Source organism: Streptomyces sp. A 4/2, from assembly GCF_940670765.1.
Lineage (GTDB): Bacteria > Actinomycetota > Actinomycetes > Streptomycetales > Streptomycetaceae > Streptomyces.
This window is the reverse complement of the sequence record NZ_CALNVW010000002.1, coordinates 236,421-254,163: the sequence shown is the minus strand read 5'-3', so window position 1 is coordinate 254,163 and position 17,743 is coordinate 236,421. Positions and strand designations below refer to the sequence as shown.

Annotated in this window: 20 protein-coding genes and 2 pseudogenes; 20 read left to right on the top strand and 2 right to left on the bottom strand. The window is 67.8% G+C overall.

The genetic code is table 11. The features are described from left to right. The first annotated feature begins 25 nt into the window (after nt 1-25). The 17 genes from rpmE (at nt 26) to NBY69_RS01805 (ending at nt 15,145) form a co-directional block, all read left to right on the top strand. Complete coding sequence (gene rpmE / locus NBY69_RS01885) at nt 26-253, top strand: 50S ribosomal protein L31 (protein WP_250297814.1); 228 nt, start codon at nt 26-28, stop codon at nt 251-253. A gap of 111 nt (nt 254-364) precedes the next feature. Continuing rightward, a complete protein-coding gene (gene prfA, locus NBY69_RS01880) occupies nt 365-1,444 on the top strand; it encodes a peptide chain release factor 1 (protein WP_250297813.1) in 1,080 nt (359 codons plus the stop codon). Between the two features lie 25 nt (nt 1,445-1,469). Continuing rightward, the gene (prmC, locus tag NBY69_RS01875) at nt 1,470-2,315 is read left to right on the top strand and encodes a peptide chain release factor N(5)-glutamine methyltransferase (protein WP_250297812.1); all 846 of its coding nucleotides are present in this window, start codon (nt 1,470-1,472) and stop codon (nt 2,313-2,315) included. A 59-nt stretch (nt 2,316-2,374) separates the two neighbouring features. Beyond that, nucleotides 2,375-3,022, top strand: a complete 648-nt coding sequence (locus NBY69_RS01870; protein WP_250297811.1) for an L-threonylcarbamoyladenylate synthase — start codon at nt 2,375-2,377, stop codon at nt 3,020-3,022. Further along, a complete protein-coding gene (locus tag NBY69_RS01865; protein WP_250297810.1) occupies nt 3,019-3,666 on the top strand; it encodes a protein-tyrosine-phosphatase in 648 nt (215 codons plus the stop codon). Before NBY69_RS01870 ends, NBY69_RS01865 begins: the two co-directional genes overlap by 4 nt. A gap of 116 nt (nt 3,667-3,782) precedes the next feature. Next, the gene (glyA, locus tag NBY69_RS01860) at nt 3,783-5,024 is read left to right on the top strand and encodes a serine hydroxymethyltransferase (protein WP_250297809.1); all 1,242 of its coding nucleotides are present in this window, start codon (nt 3,783-3,785) and stop codon (nt 5,022-5,024) included. A 94-nt stretch (nt 5,025-5,118) separates the two neighbouring features. After that, nucleotides 5,119-6,495 (top strand): MraY family glycosyltransferase, encoded by a 1,377-nt coding sequence (locus NBY69_RS01855; protein WP_250297808.1) that lies wholly within the window; start codon nt 5,119-5,121, stop codon nt 6,493-6,495. 277 nt (nt 6,496-6,772) lie between these two features. After that, nucleotides 6,773-7,210: a hypothetical protein gene (locus NBY69_RS01850; protein WP_250297807.1), complete on the top strand. Its 438-nt coding sequence runs from the start codon at nt 6,773-6,775 to the stop codon at nt 7,208-7,210. Nucleotides 7,211-7,417: 207 nt separating this feature from the next. Beyond that, entirely contained in the window at nt 7,418-8,257 is an 840-nt protein-coding gene (atpB, locus tag NBY69_RS01845; protein ID WP_250297806.1) for a F0F1 ATP synthase subunit A, read from the top strand. A 69-nt stretch (nt 8,258-8,326) separates the two neighbouring features. After that, a complete protein-coding gene (locus NBY69_RS01840) occupies nt 8,327-8,575 on the top strand; it encodes a F0F1 ATP synthase subunit C (protein WP_250297805.1) in 249 nt (82 codons plus the stop codon). Between the two features lie 38 nt (nt 8,576-8,613). Then, complete coding sequence (locus NBY69_RS01835) at nt 8,614-9,165, top strand: F0F1 ATP synthase subunit B (RefSeq protein ID WP_250297804.1); 552 nt, start codon at nt 8,614-8,616, stop codon at nt 9,163-9,165. Continuing rightward, on the top strand, nt 9,162-9,977 hold the full coding sequence (locus NBY69_RS01830) for a F0F1 ATP synthase subunit delta (protein WP_250297803.1): 816 nt from the start codon (nt 9,162-9,164) through the stop codon (nt 9,975-9,977). The genes NBY69_RS01835 and NBY69_RS01830 overlap by 4 nt, the downstream gene beginning before the upstream one ends. A 99-nt stretch (nt 9,978-10,076) precedes the next feature. After that, a complete protein-coding gene (atpA, locus tag NBY69_RS01825) occupies nt 10,077-11,672 on the top strand; it encodes a F0F1 ATP synthase subunit alpha (RefSeq protein ID WP_250297802.1) in 1,596 nt (531 codons plus the stop codon). 20 nt (nt 11,673-11,692) lie between these two features. Then, nucleotides 11,693-12,622 (top strand): F0F1 ATP synthase subunit gamma, encoded by a 930-nt coding sequence (locus NBY69_RS01820; RefSeq protein WP_250297801.1) that lies wholly within the window; start codon nt 11,693-11,695, stop codon nt 12,620-12,622. Beyond that, a complete protein-coding gene (atpD, locus tag NBY69_RS01815) occupies nt 12,623-14,074 on the top strand; it encodes a F0F1 ATP synthase subunit beta (RefSeq protein WP_250297800.1) in 1,452 nt (483 codons plus the stop codon). Between the two features lie 130 nt (nt 14,075-14,204). After that, nucleotides 14,205-14,579 (top strand): F0F1 ATP synthase subunit epsilon, encoded by a 375-nt coding sequence (locus tag NBY69_RS01810; protein ID WP_250297799.1) that lies wholly within the window; start codon nt 14,205-14,207, stop codon nt 14,577-14,579. A 119-nt stretch (nt 14,580-14,698) separates the two neighbouring features. Then, nucleotides 14,699-15,145: a DUF2550 domain-containing protein gene (locus tag NBY69_RS01805; RefSeq protein ID WP_250297798.1), complete on the top strand. Its 447-nt coding sequence runs from the start codon at nt 14,699-14,701 to the stop codon at nt 15,143-15,145. 104 nt (nt 15,146-15,249) lie between these two features. Here NBY69_RS01805 and NBY69_RS01800 read toward each other — a convergent pair whose 3' ends face one another. Beyond that, complete coding sequence (locus NBY69_RS01800) at nt 15,250-15,822, bottom strand: cob(I)yrinic acid a,c-diamide adenosyltransferase (RefSeq protein WP_250297797.1); 573 nt, start codon at nt 15,820-15,822, stop codon at nt 15,250-15,252. Between the two features lie 13 nt (nt 15,823-15,835). Further along, nucleotides 15,836-16,048: pseudogene (locus NBY69_RS01795) on the bottom strand (ABC transporter permease); the annotation flags it as partial. On the opposite strand from NBY69_RS01795, the pseudogene NBY69_RS01790 reads away from it, so the two are divergent. The 3 genes and pseudogenes from NBY69_RS01790 to NBY69_RS01780 form a co-directional block, all read left to right on the top strand. Continuing rightward, nucleotides 16,038-16,163 (top strand): annotated as a pseudogene (locus NBY69_RS01790) (TetR/AcrR family transcriptional regulator); the annotation flags it as partial. The pseudogenes NBY69_RS01795 and NBY69_RS01790 sit on opposite strands and share 11 nt — an antisense overlap. Nucleotides 16,164-16,290: 127 nt before the next feature. After that, complete coding sequence (locus tag NBY69_RS01785) at nt 16,291-17,139, top strand: 3-hydroxyacyl-CoA dehydrogenase family protein (protein ID WP_250297796.1); 849 nt, start codon at nt 16,291-16,293, stop codon at nt 17,137-17,139. Between the two features lie 146 nt (nt 17,140-17,285). Next, the gene (locus NBY69_RS01780) at nt 17,286-17,609 is read left to right on the top strand and encodes an STAS domain-containing protein (protein WP_225014396.1); all 324 of its coding nucleotides are present in this window, start codon (nt 17,286-17,288) and stop codon (nt 17,607-17,609) included. The last annotated feature ends 134 nt before the right edge of the window (nt 17,610-17,743 follow it).

Genomic DNA, 17,743 nt, shown 5'->3' with positions numbered 1-17,743 from the left:
CGCCCTCCCGAAACTAGGAGCCACCTTGAAGCGCGACATCCACCCCGAGTACCACGAGACCCAGGTCAGCTGCACCTGCGGTGCCTCGTTCACCACCCACAGCACCCTCGCCGAAGGCACCATCCGTGCCGAGGTCTGCTCCGAGTGCCACCCGTTCTACACGGGCAAGCAGAAGATCCTCGACACCGGTGGCCGTGTGGCCCGCTTCGAGGCCCGCTTCGGCAAGAAGGCCGCCGGCTCCGACGCCAAGTAGCGAGCCACTGCGCCGGTCCTCGGTCGCTCCTTCGCGGAGCGACCGGACCGGCGCTTTTGCCGTCCGGAGCAGCCGCAGCCCTTTTTGACGTACGAAAGCAGGAAACCCCCGATGTTCGAGGCGGTCGAGGAACTGATCGGCGAGCACGCCGGTCTTGAGGAACAGCTCGCCGACCCGTCGGTCCACGCCGACCAGGCCAACGCGCGCAGGCTCAACAAGCGCTACGCCGAGCTGACCCCGATCGTCGCCACGTACCGTTCCTGGAAGCAGACCGGGGACGACATCGAGACGGCCCGTGAACTGTCCTACGACGACCCGGAGTTCGCCGCCGAGGTCAAGGTGCTGGACAAGCAGCGCGAGGCGCTCACCGAGAAGCTCCGGCTGCTCCTGGTGCCGCGCGACCCCAGCGACGACAAGGACGTTCTCCTGGAGGTCAAGGCGGGCGCGGGCGGCGACGAGTCGGCCCTGTTCGCCGGTGACCTGCTGCGGATGTACCTGCGCTACGCCGAGCGGGCCGGCTGGAAGACCGAGATCATCGACGCCACCGAGTCCGAACTGGGCGGCTACAAGGACGTCCAGGTCGCGGTGAAGACCAAGGGCGGCAACGGCGCGACCGAGCCCGGCCAGGGCGTCTGGGCGCGGCTGAAGTACGAGGGCGGCGTGCACCGCGTGCAGCGGGTGCCCTCCACCGAGTCGCAGGGCCGCATCCACACCTCGGCGGCCGGGGTGCTCGTCACCCCCGAGGCCGAGGAGGTCGAGGTCGAGGTCCACCCCAACGACCTCCGCATCGACGTGTACCGCTCGTCAGGGCCCGGCGGACAGTCGGTCAACACCACGGACTCCGCGGTCCGCATCACGCACCTGCCGACCGGCGTCGTCGCCTCCTGCCAGAACGAGAAGAGCCAGCTCCAGAACAAGGAGCAGGCGATGCGTATCCTGCGTTCCAGGCTGCTCGCCGCGGCCCAGGAGGCCGCCGAACGGGAAGCCTCCGACGTACGGCGCAGCCAGGTCCGCACCGTCGACAGGTCCGAGAAGATCCGGACGTACAACTTCCCGGAAAACCGGATCTCCGACCACCGTGTCGGCTTCAAGGCGTACAACTTGGACCAGGTGCTCGACGGCGACCTGGACGCAGTGATCCAGGCGTGCGTGGACGCGGACTCCGCGGCCAAGCTCGCCGCCGCCCAGTAGTAGCCGGCCCGTACTGGAGAACCGCATGAACCTGCTGCTTGCCGAGGTGGCCCAGGCCACCCAGCGGCTGGCCGACGCCGGCGTGCCCTCCCCGCGCTTCGACGCCGAGGAGCTCGCCGCCTTCGTGCACGGCGTCAAGCGGGGCGAGCTCCACCACGTCAAGGACGAGGACTTCGACGCCCGCTACTGGGAGACCATCGCCCGCCGTGAGGCCCGGGAACCGCTCCAGCACATCACCGGCCGCGCCTTCTTCCGTTACCTGGAACTCCAGGTCGGGCCCGGTGTCTTCGTGCCCCGGCCGGAGACCGAGTCGGTCGTCGGGTGGGCCATAGACGCGGTGCGCGCCATGGACGTGGTCGAACCGCTGATCGTCGACCTGTGCACGGGCTCCGGAGCCATCGCGCTGGCCATGGCCCAGGAGGTGCCCCGCTCCCGGGTGCACGCCGTGGAACTGTCCGACGACGCGCTGCACTGGACCCGGAAGAACGCCGAGGGGTCCAGGGTCACCGTCCACCAGGGCGACGCCCTGAGCGCGCTCCCCGAGCTCGACGGCCAGGTGGACCTGGTCATCTCCAACCCGCCGTACATCCCGCTCACCGAGTGGGAGTACGTCGCCCCCGAGGCCCGTGACCACGACCCGGAGATGGCTCTCTTCTCCGGCGAGGACGGCCTCGACACGATCCGCGGAATCGAGCGCACCGCCCACCGTCTCCTCGTGCCCGGCGGCGTCGTCGTCATCGAGCACGCCGACACCCAGGGCGGCCAGGTCCCGTGGATCTTCACCGAGGAGCGGGGCTGGGCCGACGCGGCCGACCACCCCGACCTGAACAACCGGCCCCGTTTCGCGACAGCCCGCAAGGCCCTGCCGTGACGGCCGCCGGGTCAGTTCCACAGCAGATTTTTCAGGCTTTGCACGAGGAGGCTCGCTAAATGGCACGGCGATACGACACCAACGACGCGACCGACCGCACCACAGGTCTGCGTGAAGCAGCGTCCGCCGTCCGCCGGGGCGAGCTCGTCGTACTCCCGACGGACACCGTGTACGGCATCGGGGCGGACGCCTTCAGCTCCGAGGGCGTGGTGGACCTGCTGGACGCCAAGGGGCGCGGGCGCAACATGCCCACCCCTGTCCTCATCGGCTCCCCGAACACCCTGCACGGGCTCGTCACGGACTTCTCCGAGCAGGCCTGGGAGCTCGTCGACGCCTTCTGGCCGGGCGCGCTCACGCTCGTCGCCAAGCACCAGCCGTCCCTCCAGTGGGACCTGGGCGACACTCGGGGCACCGTGGCCGTACGGATGCCGCTGCACCCGGTCGCCATCGAACTGCTCACGGAGGTCGGCCCGATGGCCGTCTCCAGCGCCAACCTCACCGGCCACCCGGCGCCGGAGGACTGCGACGCGGCCCAGGAGATGCTCGGAGACTCGGTCTCCGTGTACCTGGACGGCGGCCCGACCCCCGGCAACATCCCCTCGTCGATCGTCGACGTCACCGGCAGGATCCCGGTCCTGCTGCGCGCGGGCGCACTCTCCGCCGAGGAGCTCCGCAAGGTGGTACCTGACCTTGAGGTGGCCAATTGACAGCCCCTGAGGGGCGTGGCATAGGCGCGGTCGCCCCCGGCGGCACGTTCAGGATCCTCCACGTCAGCACCGGCAACGTCTGCCGCTCGCCGATCACCGAGCGGCTGACCCGCCATGCCCTGGCCGACCGGCTGGGCGCCCGGCTGACCGGCGGCCTGATCGTGGAGAGCGCGGGCACCTGGGGCCACGAGGGGGCCCCGATGGAGGCCAACGCGGCGACCGTCCTGTCGGACTACGGCGCGGACGCCGACGGCTTCCTCGGCCGCGAGCTGCTCGACGACCACGTGATCCGCGCCGACCTGGTGCTCACCGCGACCCGTGACCACCGGGCCCAGGTCATCTCGATGGGCCACTCGGCGGGGCTGCGCACCTTCACCCTGAAGGAGTTCACCCGTCTCGTCCGGGCCATAGACCCGGCGACGCTGCCGGACCCGCTCGACGAGGGCGTGGTGGAGCGCGCGCGGGCCCTGGTGCGGGCCGCCGCGGCGCTGCGCGGGTGGCTGCTCGCGCCGACGGTCGAGGCGGACGAGGTCAACGATCCGTACGGGGCGCCGATCACCTTCTTCCGGTCGATCGGTGACGAGATCAACCAGGCGCTGGATCCGGTGGTGACCGCGCTGACGGGTGTGGCCGCGACCCACTGACCCCGCGGTGCGGCCCGTCGGGTCCGCCCGCGCACGCCCGGACGAGCCGGACCCCGTCCGGCGGGCGCCCCGGTACGGCCCGGCCTACATTGGGTGGGACGCCGAGGAGCCCCAAGATGCCGGTCACCGCCACAGCCCGCCACTCCGCCGGTTTCGACGCCCTGCGCGCGCAGGACCCGGAGATGGCCGACGTCATCAGCGGCGAGACCGAGCGGCAGACCGGCTCGCTCCAGCTGATCGCCGCGGAGAACTTCAGTTCACCCGCCGTCCTCGCGGCTCTCGGCTCCGCGCTGTCCAACAAGTACGCGGAGGGCTATCCGGGCGCCCGCCACCACGGCGGCTGCGAAATGGTCGACATCGCCGAGCGGATCGCCTGTGAGCGGGCCACAGCGCTCTTCGGAGCCGAACACGCGAACGTACAGCCGCACTCCGGGTCCTCGGCCGTCCTGGCGGCGTACGCGGCCCTTCTGCGCCCCGGTGACACGGTCCTCGCCATGGGTCTGGCGCACGGCGGGCACCTCACGCACGGTTCGCCCGCCAATTTCTCCGGCCGCTGGTTCGACTTCGTCGGGTACGGGGTGGACGCCGAGAGCGGACTGATCGACTACGACCAGGTGCGGGCCCTCGCCGAGCAGCACCGGCCGCGGGCCATCGTCTGCGGGTCCATCTCGTATCCGCGCCACCCCGACTACGCGGCGTTCCGCGCCATCGCCGACGAGGCGGGCGCCTATCTGATCGCGGACGCGGCCCACCCGATGGGCCTGATCGCCGGGGGAGCGGCGCCCAGTCCCGTTCCGTACGCCGATGTCGTCTGCGCCACCACCCACAAGGTGCTGCGCGGTCCGCGCGGCGGGATGATCCTCTGCGGCCCGGACCTGGCCGACCGGATCGACCGGGCCGTCTTCCCGTTCACCCAGGGCGGCGCGCAGATGCACACGATCGCGGCCAAGGCCGTGGCCTTCGGCGAGGCAGCGACGCCGGCCTTCGCCTCCTACGCCCACCAGGTGGTGGCGAACGCGCGCGTGCTCGCGGCCGGACTCGCGGCGGAGGGCTTCGCGGTCACCACCGGCGGGACCGACACCCACCTGATCACGGCGGATCCGGCCCCGCTCGGCATCGGCGGGCAGCAGGCCCGCAGCCTCCTGGCAGCCGCGGGCCTGGTCCTGGACACCTGCGCACTGCCTTACGGTGATGGGCGGGGCATCCGGCTGGGCACCGCCGCCGTCACCACGCAGGGCATGGGGGCGCCGGAGATGGCCGACATCGCGGCGCTGTTCATGAAGGCGTTGCGCGAAGAGCAGGGAACCCGTGAAGAAGTCCGAGAACTGGCCAGGAGGTTTCCGTCGAATTCGGGATAGACAGGCACCCGTGCAACCATCGTTGGTACCCGTGTGTCCTTAACCCTATGCATGCCGAAGCTAAGGTGTGGGGCTGAGATGGCTAGCGATATCTGTGGGGCAGCCCGTGCGTGAATACCTGCTGACGCTCTGCGTCACGGCCGCGGTGACGTATCTCCTGACCGGGCCGGTGCGGAAGTTCGCCATCATGGCCGGGGCGATGCCGGAGATCCGTGCCCGTGACGTGCACCGGGAACCGACGCCGCGGCTCGGCGGCATCGCCATGTTCGGCGGTCTGTGCGCGGGTCTGCTCGTCGCGGACCATCTGACGAACCTCAGCAGCGTCTTCACCTTGTCGAACGAACCACGCGCGCTGCTCTCCGGCGCGGGCCTGATCTGGCTCATCGGCGTCCTGGACGACAAGTTCGAGATCGACGCCCTGATCAAGCTCGGCGGCCAGATGATCGCCGCGGGTGTCATGGTGATGCAGGGCCTGACGATCCTGTGGCTGCCGATTCCCGGCGTCGGAACGGTCGGGCTGACCTCCTGGCAGGGCACGCTGCTGACCGTCGCGCTCGTGGTCATCACCATCAACGCGGTGAACTTCGTGGACGGCCTGGACGGCCTGGCCGCCGGCATGGTCTGCATCGCCGCCGCCGCCTTCTTCATGTACACGTACCGGATCTGGTACGGGTACGGGATCGAGGCCGCCGCCCCGGCGACCCTCTTCGCCGCCGTGCTGATGGGGATGTGCCTGGGCTTCCTGCCGCACAACATGCACCCCGCCCGGATCTTCATGGGCGACTCGGGCTCGATGATGATCGGGCTGGTGCTGGCCGCCGGCGCGATCTCGGTGACCGGTCAGGTCGACCCGGACGCGATGAGCCTGAACCTCGGCGGAGGGCGCGAGGCGACCCATGCGATGCTCCCGGTCTTCATCCCGCTGCTGATGCCCCTGACGATCATCGCGGTGCCGTTCGCCGACCTGGTGATGGCGATCGTCCGGCGTACCTGGAACGGCCAGTCGCCGTTCGCCGCCGACCGCGGTCACCTGCACCACCGGCTCCTGGAGATCGGCCACTCGCACAGCAGGGCAGTGCTGATCATGTACTTCTGGTCGGCCCTGTTCGCCTTCGGCGCCGTCGCCTACTCGGTGCGTTCCGCGTCCACCTGGATCCTGCTGGTGATCGTGGGACTGAGCGCGGTGGGCCTGGTGTTGCTCCTGCTGCCCCGCTTCACGCCGCGCGCTCCGCAGTGGGCCCAGCGCTTCGTACCGCCGCGTTACCGGCTACGACGGCTGCGTCAGGGTGCGGCCGAACCGGAGACCGCGCACGCCGAACTCTCGCAGGATTCGGGCATTTCGGGCGGAATTGACGATGCCGACGGATTCGCCGACGGGGTCGGAAGTGCGCCCGTTCCGGCAGGCGTCAACGGGGCGACAGCAATTGGCCACCGTGTGCATCTTCCCGATCGCAGTGAAGCCAGGACCTGACGCCGAGGCGCGTTGAGCATTTCGCTCAACAGGCGCCAATACCAGGCAAAGTGGCGATCGTGTTGCACAGGCGCGCGGAGTCACTCTCATGTGTGACGGGCAGCACACTCCCATGGTAAAGACCTCATCAAATAGTTTGTGATACCGTTCACGAAACCCGGCGACGAAGCCGAAGGGCCGTAGTGCGACGGTCCTTTGGCCCGAGATCCACTCTCGGACCCGGGCCTACGCTCGTCCATGACGACACCCTGCCCCCACCCGAAGCGGAGCTGCCGCCATGCCGTCCAATGACGCCCGAACACTCCTCCAGACCGCCGTACCCACCGCTGCCGCCGGCGTCATCGCCGCGGTCGTCAGCGGCGTGGTCGCGGGCGGTAAGGGGGCGATCGGTGCGCTCGTTGCGACGGTGATCGTGATGCTCTTCATGGGGATCGGACTCGTCGTCCTGAATCGCACCGCGAAGTCCCTGCCGCATCTGTTCCAGGCGATGGGGCTGATGCTCTACACCGCACAGCTGTTGCTGCTCTTCATCTTTGTCGCGGTGTTCAAGAACACCACGTTGTTCAACCCGAAGTCATTTGCCATCACGCTGGTTGTCGCCACCGTTGTCTGGATCGCTGCCCAGGCGCGCGCGCATATGAAGGCCAAGATCCTCTACGTCGAACCGGACTCCACGGACGGGCACAAGCCCGAAAAGACGGGGTCCTCGAAGTGAAGGGTAGGGGCGGGATAAGCGGGCGTTGTGGATCCTGCTATCGTCCGGTTCCAACTGCGGCACTGCGCTCGCGGGCATCCGAGCTGACGCCTGCACCATCGCGAGGCTCACAACCAGCCTGCCGCCCCCACATCCGTAACACCAGTCCAGTGCCGAACCGCGGCTGTGCGCCGCGCCGACACAACGAGGTTGCCGTACCTATGCGCCATGTTGAAGGAGCCCGCGGTGAGTGCTGACCCGACGCAGGTGCTCGCCTTCGAGACCGACTGCCACATCTTTGACGGTTGTGGATTCCCGGCTCCCGGCCTGCACTCGTTCCTGTTCAAGCCCATCTGGGGCGACGGGGACAGCAACTTGTACTTCAACAAGACGATGCTGTTGGCGCTGATCGGCACGCTCGTCATCGTTGCCTTCTTCTGGGCCGCCTTCCGTAAGCCGAAGGTGGTTCCCGGGAAGCTGCAGATGGTGGCCGAGGCGGGCTACGACTTCGTGCGCCGCGGAATCGTGTACGAGACCATCGGCAAGCGCGAGGGCGAGAAGTACGTTCCGCTGATCGTCTCGCTGTTCTTCTTCGTCTGGGTGATGAACCTCTGGTCGATCATCCCGCTCGCGCAGTTCCCCGTGACGGCGATCATCTCGTACCCGGCCGCGCTCGCCGCGATCGTCTACGTGCTGTGGGTCAGCCTGACGTTCAAGAGGCACGGATTTGTCGGCGCCTTCAAGAACTTCACCGGCTACGACAAGAGCCTCGGCGGAGTTCTGCCGCTGTCGATGACCATCGAGCTGTTCTCGAACCTGCTCGTCCGGCCGTTCACGCACGCGGTCCGACTGTTCGCCAACATGTTCGCGGGCCACACGCTGCTGCTCCTGTTCACCATTGCCAGCTGGTACCTGCTGAACGGGATCGGCATCGCCTACGCAGGCGTGTCGTTCGTGATGACCATCGTGATGACGGCTTTCGAGCTCTTCATCCAAGCTGTCCAGGCCTATGTGTTCGTCCTGCTGACCTGCAGCTACATCCAGGGCGCTCTTGCCGAGCAGCACTGAGTACCCCACCTCCATGAATCATCCGGTGGCCATCCCCCACCGGTCCATGAAAGAGAAGGAAGAACCGGCATGTCTGTTCTCCAGACCCTCGCCGCTGGCGTCGAAATCAAGGGCAACCTCGGCTCCATCGGTTACGGCCTTGCAGCCATCGGCCCCGGCGTCGGCGTCGGCATCATCTTCGGTAACGGTACTCAGGCCCTCGCCCGTCAGCCCGAGGCTGCCGGCCTGATCCGCCAGAACCAGATCCTCGGCTTCGCCTTCTGTGAGGCGCTCGCCCTGATCGGTCTGGTCATGCCGTTCGTCTACCCGAGCGCCTGACCTCGGCACGAACAGCCCATTAGACGGAAGGCACTGACGTGAACCCTCTGGTTCAGCTCGCGGCGGAGACGGAAAACCCGCTCATTCCGCCGATCCCTGAGCTCATCATCGGCTTCATCGCCTTTGTCATCGTCTTCGGTTTCCTCGCCAAGAAGCTCCTCCCGAACATCAACAAGGTTCTGGACGAGCGCCGCGAGGCCATCGAAGGCGGTATGGAAAAGGCCGATGCCGCCAAGCTCGAAGCCGAGAGCGTGCTTGAGCAGTACAAGGCTCAGCTCGCCGAGGCCCGGCACGAAGCCGCGCGGCTGCGCCAGGAGGCGCAGGAGCAGGGTGCCGCACTCATCGTTGAGATGCGTGCGGAGGGCCAGCGTCAGCGTGAGGACATCATCGCTGCCGGTCACGCCCAGCTCGCGGCCGACCGCAAGCAGGCCGCGCAGTCGCTGCGTCAGGACGTGGGCAAGCTCGCCACCGACCTGGCCGGCAAGCTCGTCGGCGAGTCCCTCGAGGACCACGCCCGGCAGAGCCGCACGATCGACCGGTTCCTCGACGGCCTCGACGAGGCTGCTTCGAAGGCCGAGGCGGCTCGATGAACGGCGCGAGCCGCGAGGCGCTGGCCGCAGCACGTGAGCGTCTCGACGCGCTGACGGACAACACGTCCGTCGACGCGGCGAAGCTCGCCGCCGAGCTGGCTGCCGTCACCGCGCTGCTCGACCGCGAGGTCTCGCTGCGCCGGGTCCTGACCGACCCGTCACAGCCCGCCGAGGCCAAGGCCCAGCTGGCCGGACGGCTGCTGAGCGGTCAGGTGGGCGGCGAGACCGCGGACCTGGTGGCCGGCCTGGTCCGTTCCCGCTGGTCCTCCTCGCGTGACCTGGTCGACACGGTCGAGGAACTCTCGGCCACCGCCGACCTCACCGCGGCTCAGCGGGCGGGCACGCTGGACGGTGTGGAGGACGAGCTGTTCCGGTTCGGCCGGATCGTCGCCTCGAACACCGGACTGCGCGCCGCACTCACCGACCGTACGGCCTCCACCGCCGCCAAGAGCGAGCTGCTCCGCAGCCTGCTCGGGGGCAAGGCCGACGCGGTCACCGAGCGACTGGTCGTGCGCCTGGTGTCCCAGCCGCGCGGACGTAGCCTGGAAGCGGGACTGGAGTCCCTCTCCCAGCTCGCCGCGGAGCGCAGGGACCGCATGGTCGCCGTCATCACCTCGGCGGTGCCGCTCAGCGACGGTCAGAAGCAGCGCCTCGGCGATGTACTGGCCAGGCTGTACGGCCGCAGCATGCACCTCAACCTCGACGTGGACCCCGCGGTCCTCGGCGGAATCCAGGTGCTGGTCGGCGGTGAAGTCATCAACGGCTCCATCGCGGACCGCCTCGACGAAGCGACACGGCGGATGGCCGGCTGAGCCGGCTGCGCCAGCTACCAACTCAACAGTATTGATAACGGCCCGAGTTGGGCCGACAAGTAATTGATTCGGGCCCAACAAGGAGAGCAGGGAACCCAGATGGCGGAGCTCACGATCCGGCCGGAGGAGATCCGGGACGCGCTGGACACGTTTGTCCAGTCGTACAAGCCGGACGCGGCCTCGCGCGAGGAGGTCGGTACGGTCAGCGTGGCCGGCGACGGTATCGCGAAGGTCGAGGGTCTTCCCTCGGCCATGGCGAACGAGCTGCTGAAGTTCGAGGACGGCACGCTCGGTCTTGCGCTGAACCTTGAAGAGCGCGAGATCGGCGCGATCGTTCTCGGCGAGTTCAGCGGGATCGAGGAGGGCCAGCCGGTGCAGCGCACCGGTGAGGTGCTCGCGGTCGGTGTCGGCGAGGGCTACCTCGGCCGCGTCGTCGACCCGCTCGGCAACCCGATCGACGGCCTCGGCGACATCGAGACCGAAGGCCGCCGTGCGCTGGAGCTGCAGGCTCCCGGCGTCATGGTGCGCAAGTCGGTGCACGAGCCGATGCAGACCGGCTACAAGGCCGTCGACGCGATGGTGCCGATCGGCCGTGGCCAGCGTCAGCTGATCATCGGCGACCGGCAGACCGGCAAGACCGCGCTGGCCGTTGACACGATCATCAACCAGCGCGACAACTGGCGCACCGGCGACCCGTCGAAGCAGGTCCGCTGCATCTACGTCGCCATCGGCCAGAAGGGCTCCACCATCGCGTCCGTGCGCGGTGCGCTGGAGGAGGCGGGCGCCCTGGAGTACACGACGATCGTCGCTGCTCCGGCTTCCGACCCGGCCGGCTTCAAGTACCTGGCGCCGTACACCGGTTCGGCCATCGGCCAGCACTGGATGTACGCCGGTAAGCACGTCCTGATCATCTTCGACGACCTCTCGAAGCAGGCCGACGCCTACCGCGCCGTTTCGCTGCTGCTGCGCCGTCCGCCGGGCCGTGAGGCCTACCCGGGCGACGTCTTCTACCTCCACTCGCGTCTGCTGGAGCGCTGCGCCAAGCTCTCCGACGACATGGGTGCGGGTTCGATGACCGGCCTCCCGATCGTCGAGACCAAGGCGAACGACGTGTCGGCGTTCATCCCGACCAACGTCATCTCCATCACCGACGGTCAGTGCTTCCTGGAGTCCGACCTGTTCAACGCCGGCCAGCGGCCCGCGCTGAACGTCGGTATCTCGGTCTCCCGTGTCGGTGGCTCCGCGCAGCACAAAGCCATGCGACAGGTCTCCGGCCGACTCCGTGTCGACCTCGCCCAGTACCGCGAGCTGGAGGCGTTCGCCGCCTTCGGTTCCGACCTGGACGCCGCTTCCAAGGCTTCCCTGGAGCGCGGTAAGCGCATGGTCGAGCTGCTGAAGCAGGGCCAGTACCAGCCGATTCCCGTCGAGGAGCAGGTCGTCTCCATCTACGCCGGTACCACCGGCAAGATGGACGACGTCCCGGTCGAGGACATCCGCCGCTTCGAGTCCGAGCTGCTGGAGTACCTGCGCCGCGAGCGCAAGGAACTCCTCACCTCGATCGCCGAGGGCGCCAAGATGTCGGACGACACGCTGACCTCGATCGCCGATGCGATCACCGCCTTCAAGCGCCAGTTCGAGACCTCGGACGGCAAGCTCCTGGGCGAGGACGCGCCGGCCGTCAACGTCTCCAAGTGACGACGGAAGGGACCTGACTCATGGGAGCGCAGCTCCGGGTCTACAAGCGTCGCATCCGATCCGTCACCGCGACCAAGAAGATCACCAAGGCGATGGAGATGATCGCCGCCTCGCGCATCGTCAAGGCGCAGCGCAAGGTGGCGGCATCGATGCCGTACGCGACCGAGCTCACCCGTGCGGTGACCGCGGTCGCGACCGGCTCGACGACCAAGCACCCGCTCACCACCGAGGCCGAGTCCCCGGTCCGCGCCGCGGTTCTGCTCATCACGAGCGACCGCGGTCTGGCCGGCGGCTACTCCTCCAACGCCATCAAGGCGGCGGAGCGGCTCACCGAGCAGCTGCGCGGCGAGGGCAAGGAGGTCGACGCGTACATCGTCGGCCGCAAGGGTGTCTCGTACTACGGCTTCCGCGAGCGCAAGGTCGCGGAGTCGTGGACCGGGTTCACCGACAGCCCGACCTACGCGGACGCCAAGCGGGTTGCGGCCCCCCTGATCGAGTCCATCGAGAAGGAAACGGCCGAGGGTGGCGTCGACGAACTGCACATCGTCTTCACGGAATTCGTGTCGATGATCGCGCAGAACGCGGTCGACAGCCGGATGCTGCCTCTCTCGCTGGAGAAGGCCGCTGAGGGCGAGACACCCACGGGCGGCACGAAGGACGAGATCCTTCCGCTGTTCGACTTCGAGCCGTCGGCGGAGGACGTCCTCGACGCCCTGCTGCCGCGCTACGTCGAGAGCCGTATCTACAACGCACTGCTTCAGTCGGCCGCTTCCGAGCACGCCGCCCGTCGCCGCGCGATGAAGTCGGCGACCGACAACGCCGGGGATCTCATCAAGAGCCTCACCCGGCTTGCCAACGCGGCCCGCCAGGCCGAAATCACCCAGGAAATCAGCGAGATCGTCGGTGGCGCCAGCGCTCTGGCCGACGCGACCGCGGGGAGTGACAGGTAAATGACGACGACTACCGAAAGCGCCGCGACGGCCGCCGCCACGGGGCGTGTCTCCCGGGTCATCGGCCCGGTCGTCGACGTGGAATTCCCCGTCGACGCGATGCCGGAGATCTACAACGCCCTCACCGTCCAGGTCGCTGACCCGGCCGAGGACGGCAAGCTCAAGAAGCTGACCCTCGAAGTCGCCCAGCACCTGGGTGACGGCGTGGTCCGCGCGATCTCGATGCAGCCCACCGACGGTCTGGTCCGCCAGGCCCCGGTCACCGACACCGGCGACGGCATCACGGTGCCGGTCGGCGATGTCACCAAGGGCAAGGTGTTCAACACCCTCGGCGAGATCCTGAACAAGCCCGAGGCCGAGTCGGAGATCACCGAGCGCTGGGCGATCCACCGCAAGGCCCCGGCCTTCGACCAGCTCGAGTCGAAGACCGAGATGTTCGAGACCGGCGTCAAGGTCATCGACCTTCTCACCCCGTACGTCAAGGGTGGAAAGATCGGCCTGATGGGCGGTGCCGGTGTCGGCAAGACCGTTCTGATCCAGGAAATGATCTACCGCGTGGCCAACAACCACGACGGTGTGTCGGTGTTCGCGGGCGTCGGTGAGCGTACCCGTGAGGGCAACGACCTCATCGAGGAGATGGCCGAGTCCGGCGTCATCGACAAGACGGCGCTTGTCTTCGGTCAGATGGACGAGCCCCCGGGCACCCGTCTCCGCGTCGCGCTTGCCGGTCTGACCATGGCGGAGTACTTCCGCGATGTGCAGAAGCAGGACGTGCTCTTCTTCATCGACAACATCTTCCGTTACACCCAGGCCGGTTCCGAGGTCTCCACGCTGCTCGGCCGTATGCCGTCCGCGGTGGGTTACCAGCCGAACCTGGCCGACGAGATGGGTCTGCTGCAGGAGCGCATCACCTCGACGCGTGGTCACTCGATCACGTCGATGCAGGCGATCTACATCCCCGCGGACGACCTCACCGACCCGGCGCCGGCGGCCACCTTCGCCCACCTGGACGCGGTGACCGTGCTGTCGCGTCCGATCTCGGAGAAGGGCATCTACCCGGCGGTCGACCCGCTGGACTCGTCGTCCCGGATCCTGGACCCGCGTTACATCGCGAAGGACCACTACGACGCCGGTATGCGCGTCAAGGGAATCCTTCAGAAGTACAAGGACCTCCAGGACATCATCGCGATCCTCGGTATCGACGAGCTGGGCGAGGAGGACAAGCTCGTTGTCCACCGTGCCCGTCGCGTCGAGCGCTTCCTGTCGCAGAACACCCACGTCGCCAAGCAGTTCACCGGCGTGGACGGTTCGGACGTTCCGCTCGACGAGTCGATCACCGCGTTCAACGCGATCTGCGACGGGGACTACGACCACTTCCCCGAGCAGGCGTTCTTCATGTGCGGTGGCATCGAGGACCTGAAGGCCAACGCCAAGGAGCTCGGCGTCTCCTGAGTCGTCCGACTCGTGTGAGTCATCCGACTTGTGTGAGAGGGGCGGGCATGTCCCGTCCCTCTCCTCACGCCCATTAGACTTTGACCCAACACCCGGCAGCAGTGCCGGGTGGTGACCCGAGGAGCCACCCTTGGCTGCTGAGCTGCACGTCGAGCTGGTCGCGGCGGACCGTAGTGTCTGGTCCGGCGAGGCGACACTGGTTGTCGCGCGCACCACGTCCGGCGACATCGGCGTCATGCCCGGTCACCAGCCGCTGCTCGGTGTGCTGGAATCTGGCCCGGTGACCATCCGTACGAGCGAGGGTGGGACGGTCGTTGCCGCTGTGCACGGCGGTTTCATCTCGTTCGCCGACAACAAGCTTTCGCTGCTGGCCGAGATCGCTGAGCTGGCGGACGAAATCGATGTCCAGCGCGCCGAGCGTGCGCTGGAGAGTGCGAAGTCGGAGGAGGACGCCGCCGCTGAGCGGCGCGCCGACGTCCGACTGCGCGCGGTGACGGGGAACTGACGCCTCCCACCAAAGATGTGACCTCAGCCGCGGCCCGTCCGGAGTGATCCGGACCGGGTCGCGGCTGAGGCGATGCATAACCAGTTCCGTTACGGCATGAGGCGAGGAGGTCGGTGTAGATGATCCTCGCTCTGCTTGTGTGTGGCCTGGTCGTCGTACTGGTAGCGGTGGGACTCTTCGTCTTCGGCCTGCGCCGGCGGCTGATCCAGCGGTCCGGGGGCACCTTCGACTGCAGTGTGCGCTGGGACCTCCCGGAGAAACCGGATGTCTCCGGCAAAGGCTGGGTGTACGGGGTGGCCCGCTACAGCGGCGACCGCATCATGTGGTTCCGCGTGTTCTCGTACGCCCCGCGCCCGCGCCGGATCCTGGAGCGCCAGGCCATCGAGGTCGTCTCCCGGCGTACGCCGGAGGGCGAGGAGGAGCTGGCGCTCCTCTCCGATGCGATCGTGCTGCGCTGCTCGCACCTGGGGACGCGCCTGGAACTGGCGATGAGCGAGGACGCGCTGACCGGCTTCCTCGCCTGGCTGGAGGCGGCGCCTCCCGGTCAACGAGTCAACGTTGCGTGATTGAAGAGGCTCGTTGGTCGGGGGTCCCCCCGGTCGGAGTCCGGGGGGGCGAGTCAACATGGCGTGATTCCAACACGCCCGCCGGGGTTCCCGGTCCGTAGGCCCTAACGCTCGCCGCCCGGTACCCAGAGGATGTCCCCGACCTCCTTGTTCGCGCTGCGCGCCAGGATGAAGAGCAGATCCGACAGCCGGTTCAGATAGGTCGCGGTGAGCGGGTTCATCACCTCCCCGTGCACCTCCAGCGCCGCCCACGTGGACCGCTCCGCCCGGCGCACCACGGTGCAGGCCTGGTGCAGCAGCGCCGCCCCCGGCGTACCGCCCGGGAGGATGAAGCTCCGCAGCTTCTCCAGGTCTTCGAGGAAGCGGTCGCAGTCGGCCTCCAGTTTGTCGACGTAACTCTGCTCCACCCGCAGCGGCGGATACTCCGGATTCTCGACCACCGGCGTGCAGAGGTCCGCGCCCACGTCGAACAGATCGTTCTGGACGCGGACGAGGACCTTCACGATCTCCTCGGACAGCTGCCCGAGCGCGATGGCGGTACCGATGGCCGCGTTCGCCTCGTTGGCGTCGGCGTACGCGGAGATCCGCAGATCGGTCTTGGCGGTGCGGCTCATGTCGCCGAGCGCGGTGCTGCCCTTGTCGCCGGTGCGGGTGTAGATGCGCGTCAGATTGACCATGGGTCCAGCGTAGTTATGCTCCGGCCCTGCGGAAGACACGTGTGCCGACTGTCACCGAGAGCGCCGCGAAACCGAGGGCGACCAGGACTCCGTACCGCATCTGCTCTGTCGCGTAGTGACCGAGGTAGGCACTGCGTACCGCGTCGACGAGGTACCGGAACGGGACGAAGTGGGAGAGGACGTTCAGCCAGGCCGGCCCCAGCGCGATCGGCTTCATCAGCCGTGAGGCGATCGCGGGCCGGAGCCTCGACGAGGTGTCACGTGAGGCGCTCGGCCTCCTCGACGAGATGGAGGAACTGCTGAGCGAAAAAGTGCTCAACTATGCGGTGCGTGAGGCCTGATGGGCCGCCGCGGTGTGATGTCCGTCATTTGAGACGTGACGCGCATCTCTTCGCCACCACAAGGGGCCCCAGGGCCTATAGCCTCCGCCCCAGAGCCGTTCGTATGAAGCCGTCTAAGGGGTGCCAATTGGCCAGGAAGCTCGCTGTCGTCGGAGCCGGACTCATGGGTTCCGGAATTGCGCAGGTCTCGGCCCAGGCGGGTTGGGACGTCGTTCTGCGTGATGTCACCGATGCGGCGGTGACTCGGGGGACCGATTCCATCAAGGCTTCGTACGCACGATTCGTCGCCAAGGGGAAGCTGGAGGAGGCCGACGCCGACGCGGCTCTCGCGCGCATCACCACGACGACCGATCTGGACGCGGTCGCCGACGCGGATGTCGTCGTCGAGGCGGTCTTCGAGAAGCTCGAAGTCAAGCACGAGATCTTCCGGGCGCTGGACAAGCTCGTACGGGAGGACACCGTTCTCGCCTCCAACACCTCCGCCATCCCGATCACCAAGATCGCGGCGGTGACGGAGCGTCCGGAGCGGGTCGTCGGTACGCACTTCTTCTCGCCGGTTCCCATGATGCAGCTGTGCGAACTGGTCCGCGGCTACAAGACGAGCGACGAAACCCTCGCCACCGCACGGGAGTTCGCCGAGTCGGTCGGCAAGACCTGTATTGTCGTCAACCGCGATGTGGCGGGCTTCGTCACCACCCGGCTCATCTCGGCCCTCGTGGTCGAGGCTGCCAAACTGTACGAGTCGGGCGTGGCCAGCGCCGAGGACATCGACGTCGCCTGCAAGCTGGGGTTCGGGCACGCCATGGGGCCCCTGGCCACCGCGGATCTCACGGGCGTCGACATCCTGCTGCACGCGACGAGCAATATCTACACGGAATCCCAGGACGAGAAGTTCGCACCGCCCGAGCTGATGCGCCGAATGGTCGACGCGGGTGACATCGGGCGGAAGAGCGGGCAGGGGTTCTACAAGCACTGAACCGCACAGACTGTTCGGTGATCGCCCGCATGGGTGAATTCGGTATCGGTTCGCTTACGGACGGCAACTTCTGTGCCGACGGGGCAGTCAGTTCAGTGACAGACGTGAAAGACGTGACGAAGTCCGAGAACTCTCGGGGAGCACATATGCATATCAGGGGCGACCACGCCGAGCTGGTCGTCGGGGGCCGCCTCGACGTCCGCAGCGCGGCGGACGCCCGTACGGTCCTGCACGCGGCGGTCGACGACGGAGTCGGCGATCTGGTGCTGGACCTGACCGAGCTCGATTCCTGGGACGCCACCGGACTGGGCGTGATCATGGGCGCCCACCGGCGGGCCGGCAGATGCGGCAGGCGGCTGGTGCTCCGGGGGGTGCCTCCGCAGATGCAGCGCCTCCTCGTCGCGACCCGGCTGCACCGCATTCTGGCCATCGAGGGTGGAATCGCCGCGGAATCGCTGCCGCGCGTGTGACGAAGGTGGGGCGAGTGCGTGAAGGGGACTCCCTCGCGCAATCCTCACGAAGCCGGGACGTCCGGGGCGGCCCGGCACCCCGAGTGGTCAGGGATACTGGCCCACGGTCTAGGGTTCGGTCGCCTGCTGATTGA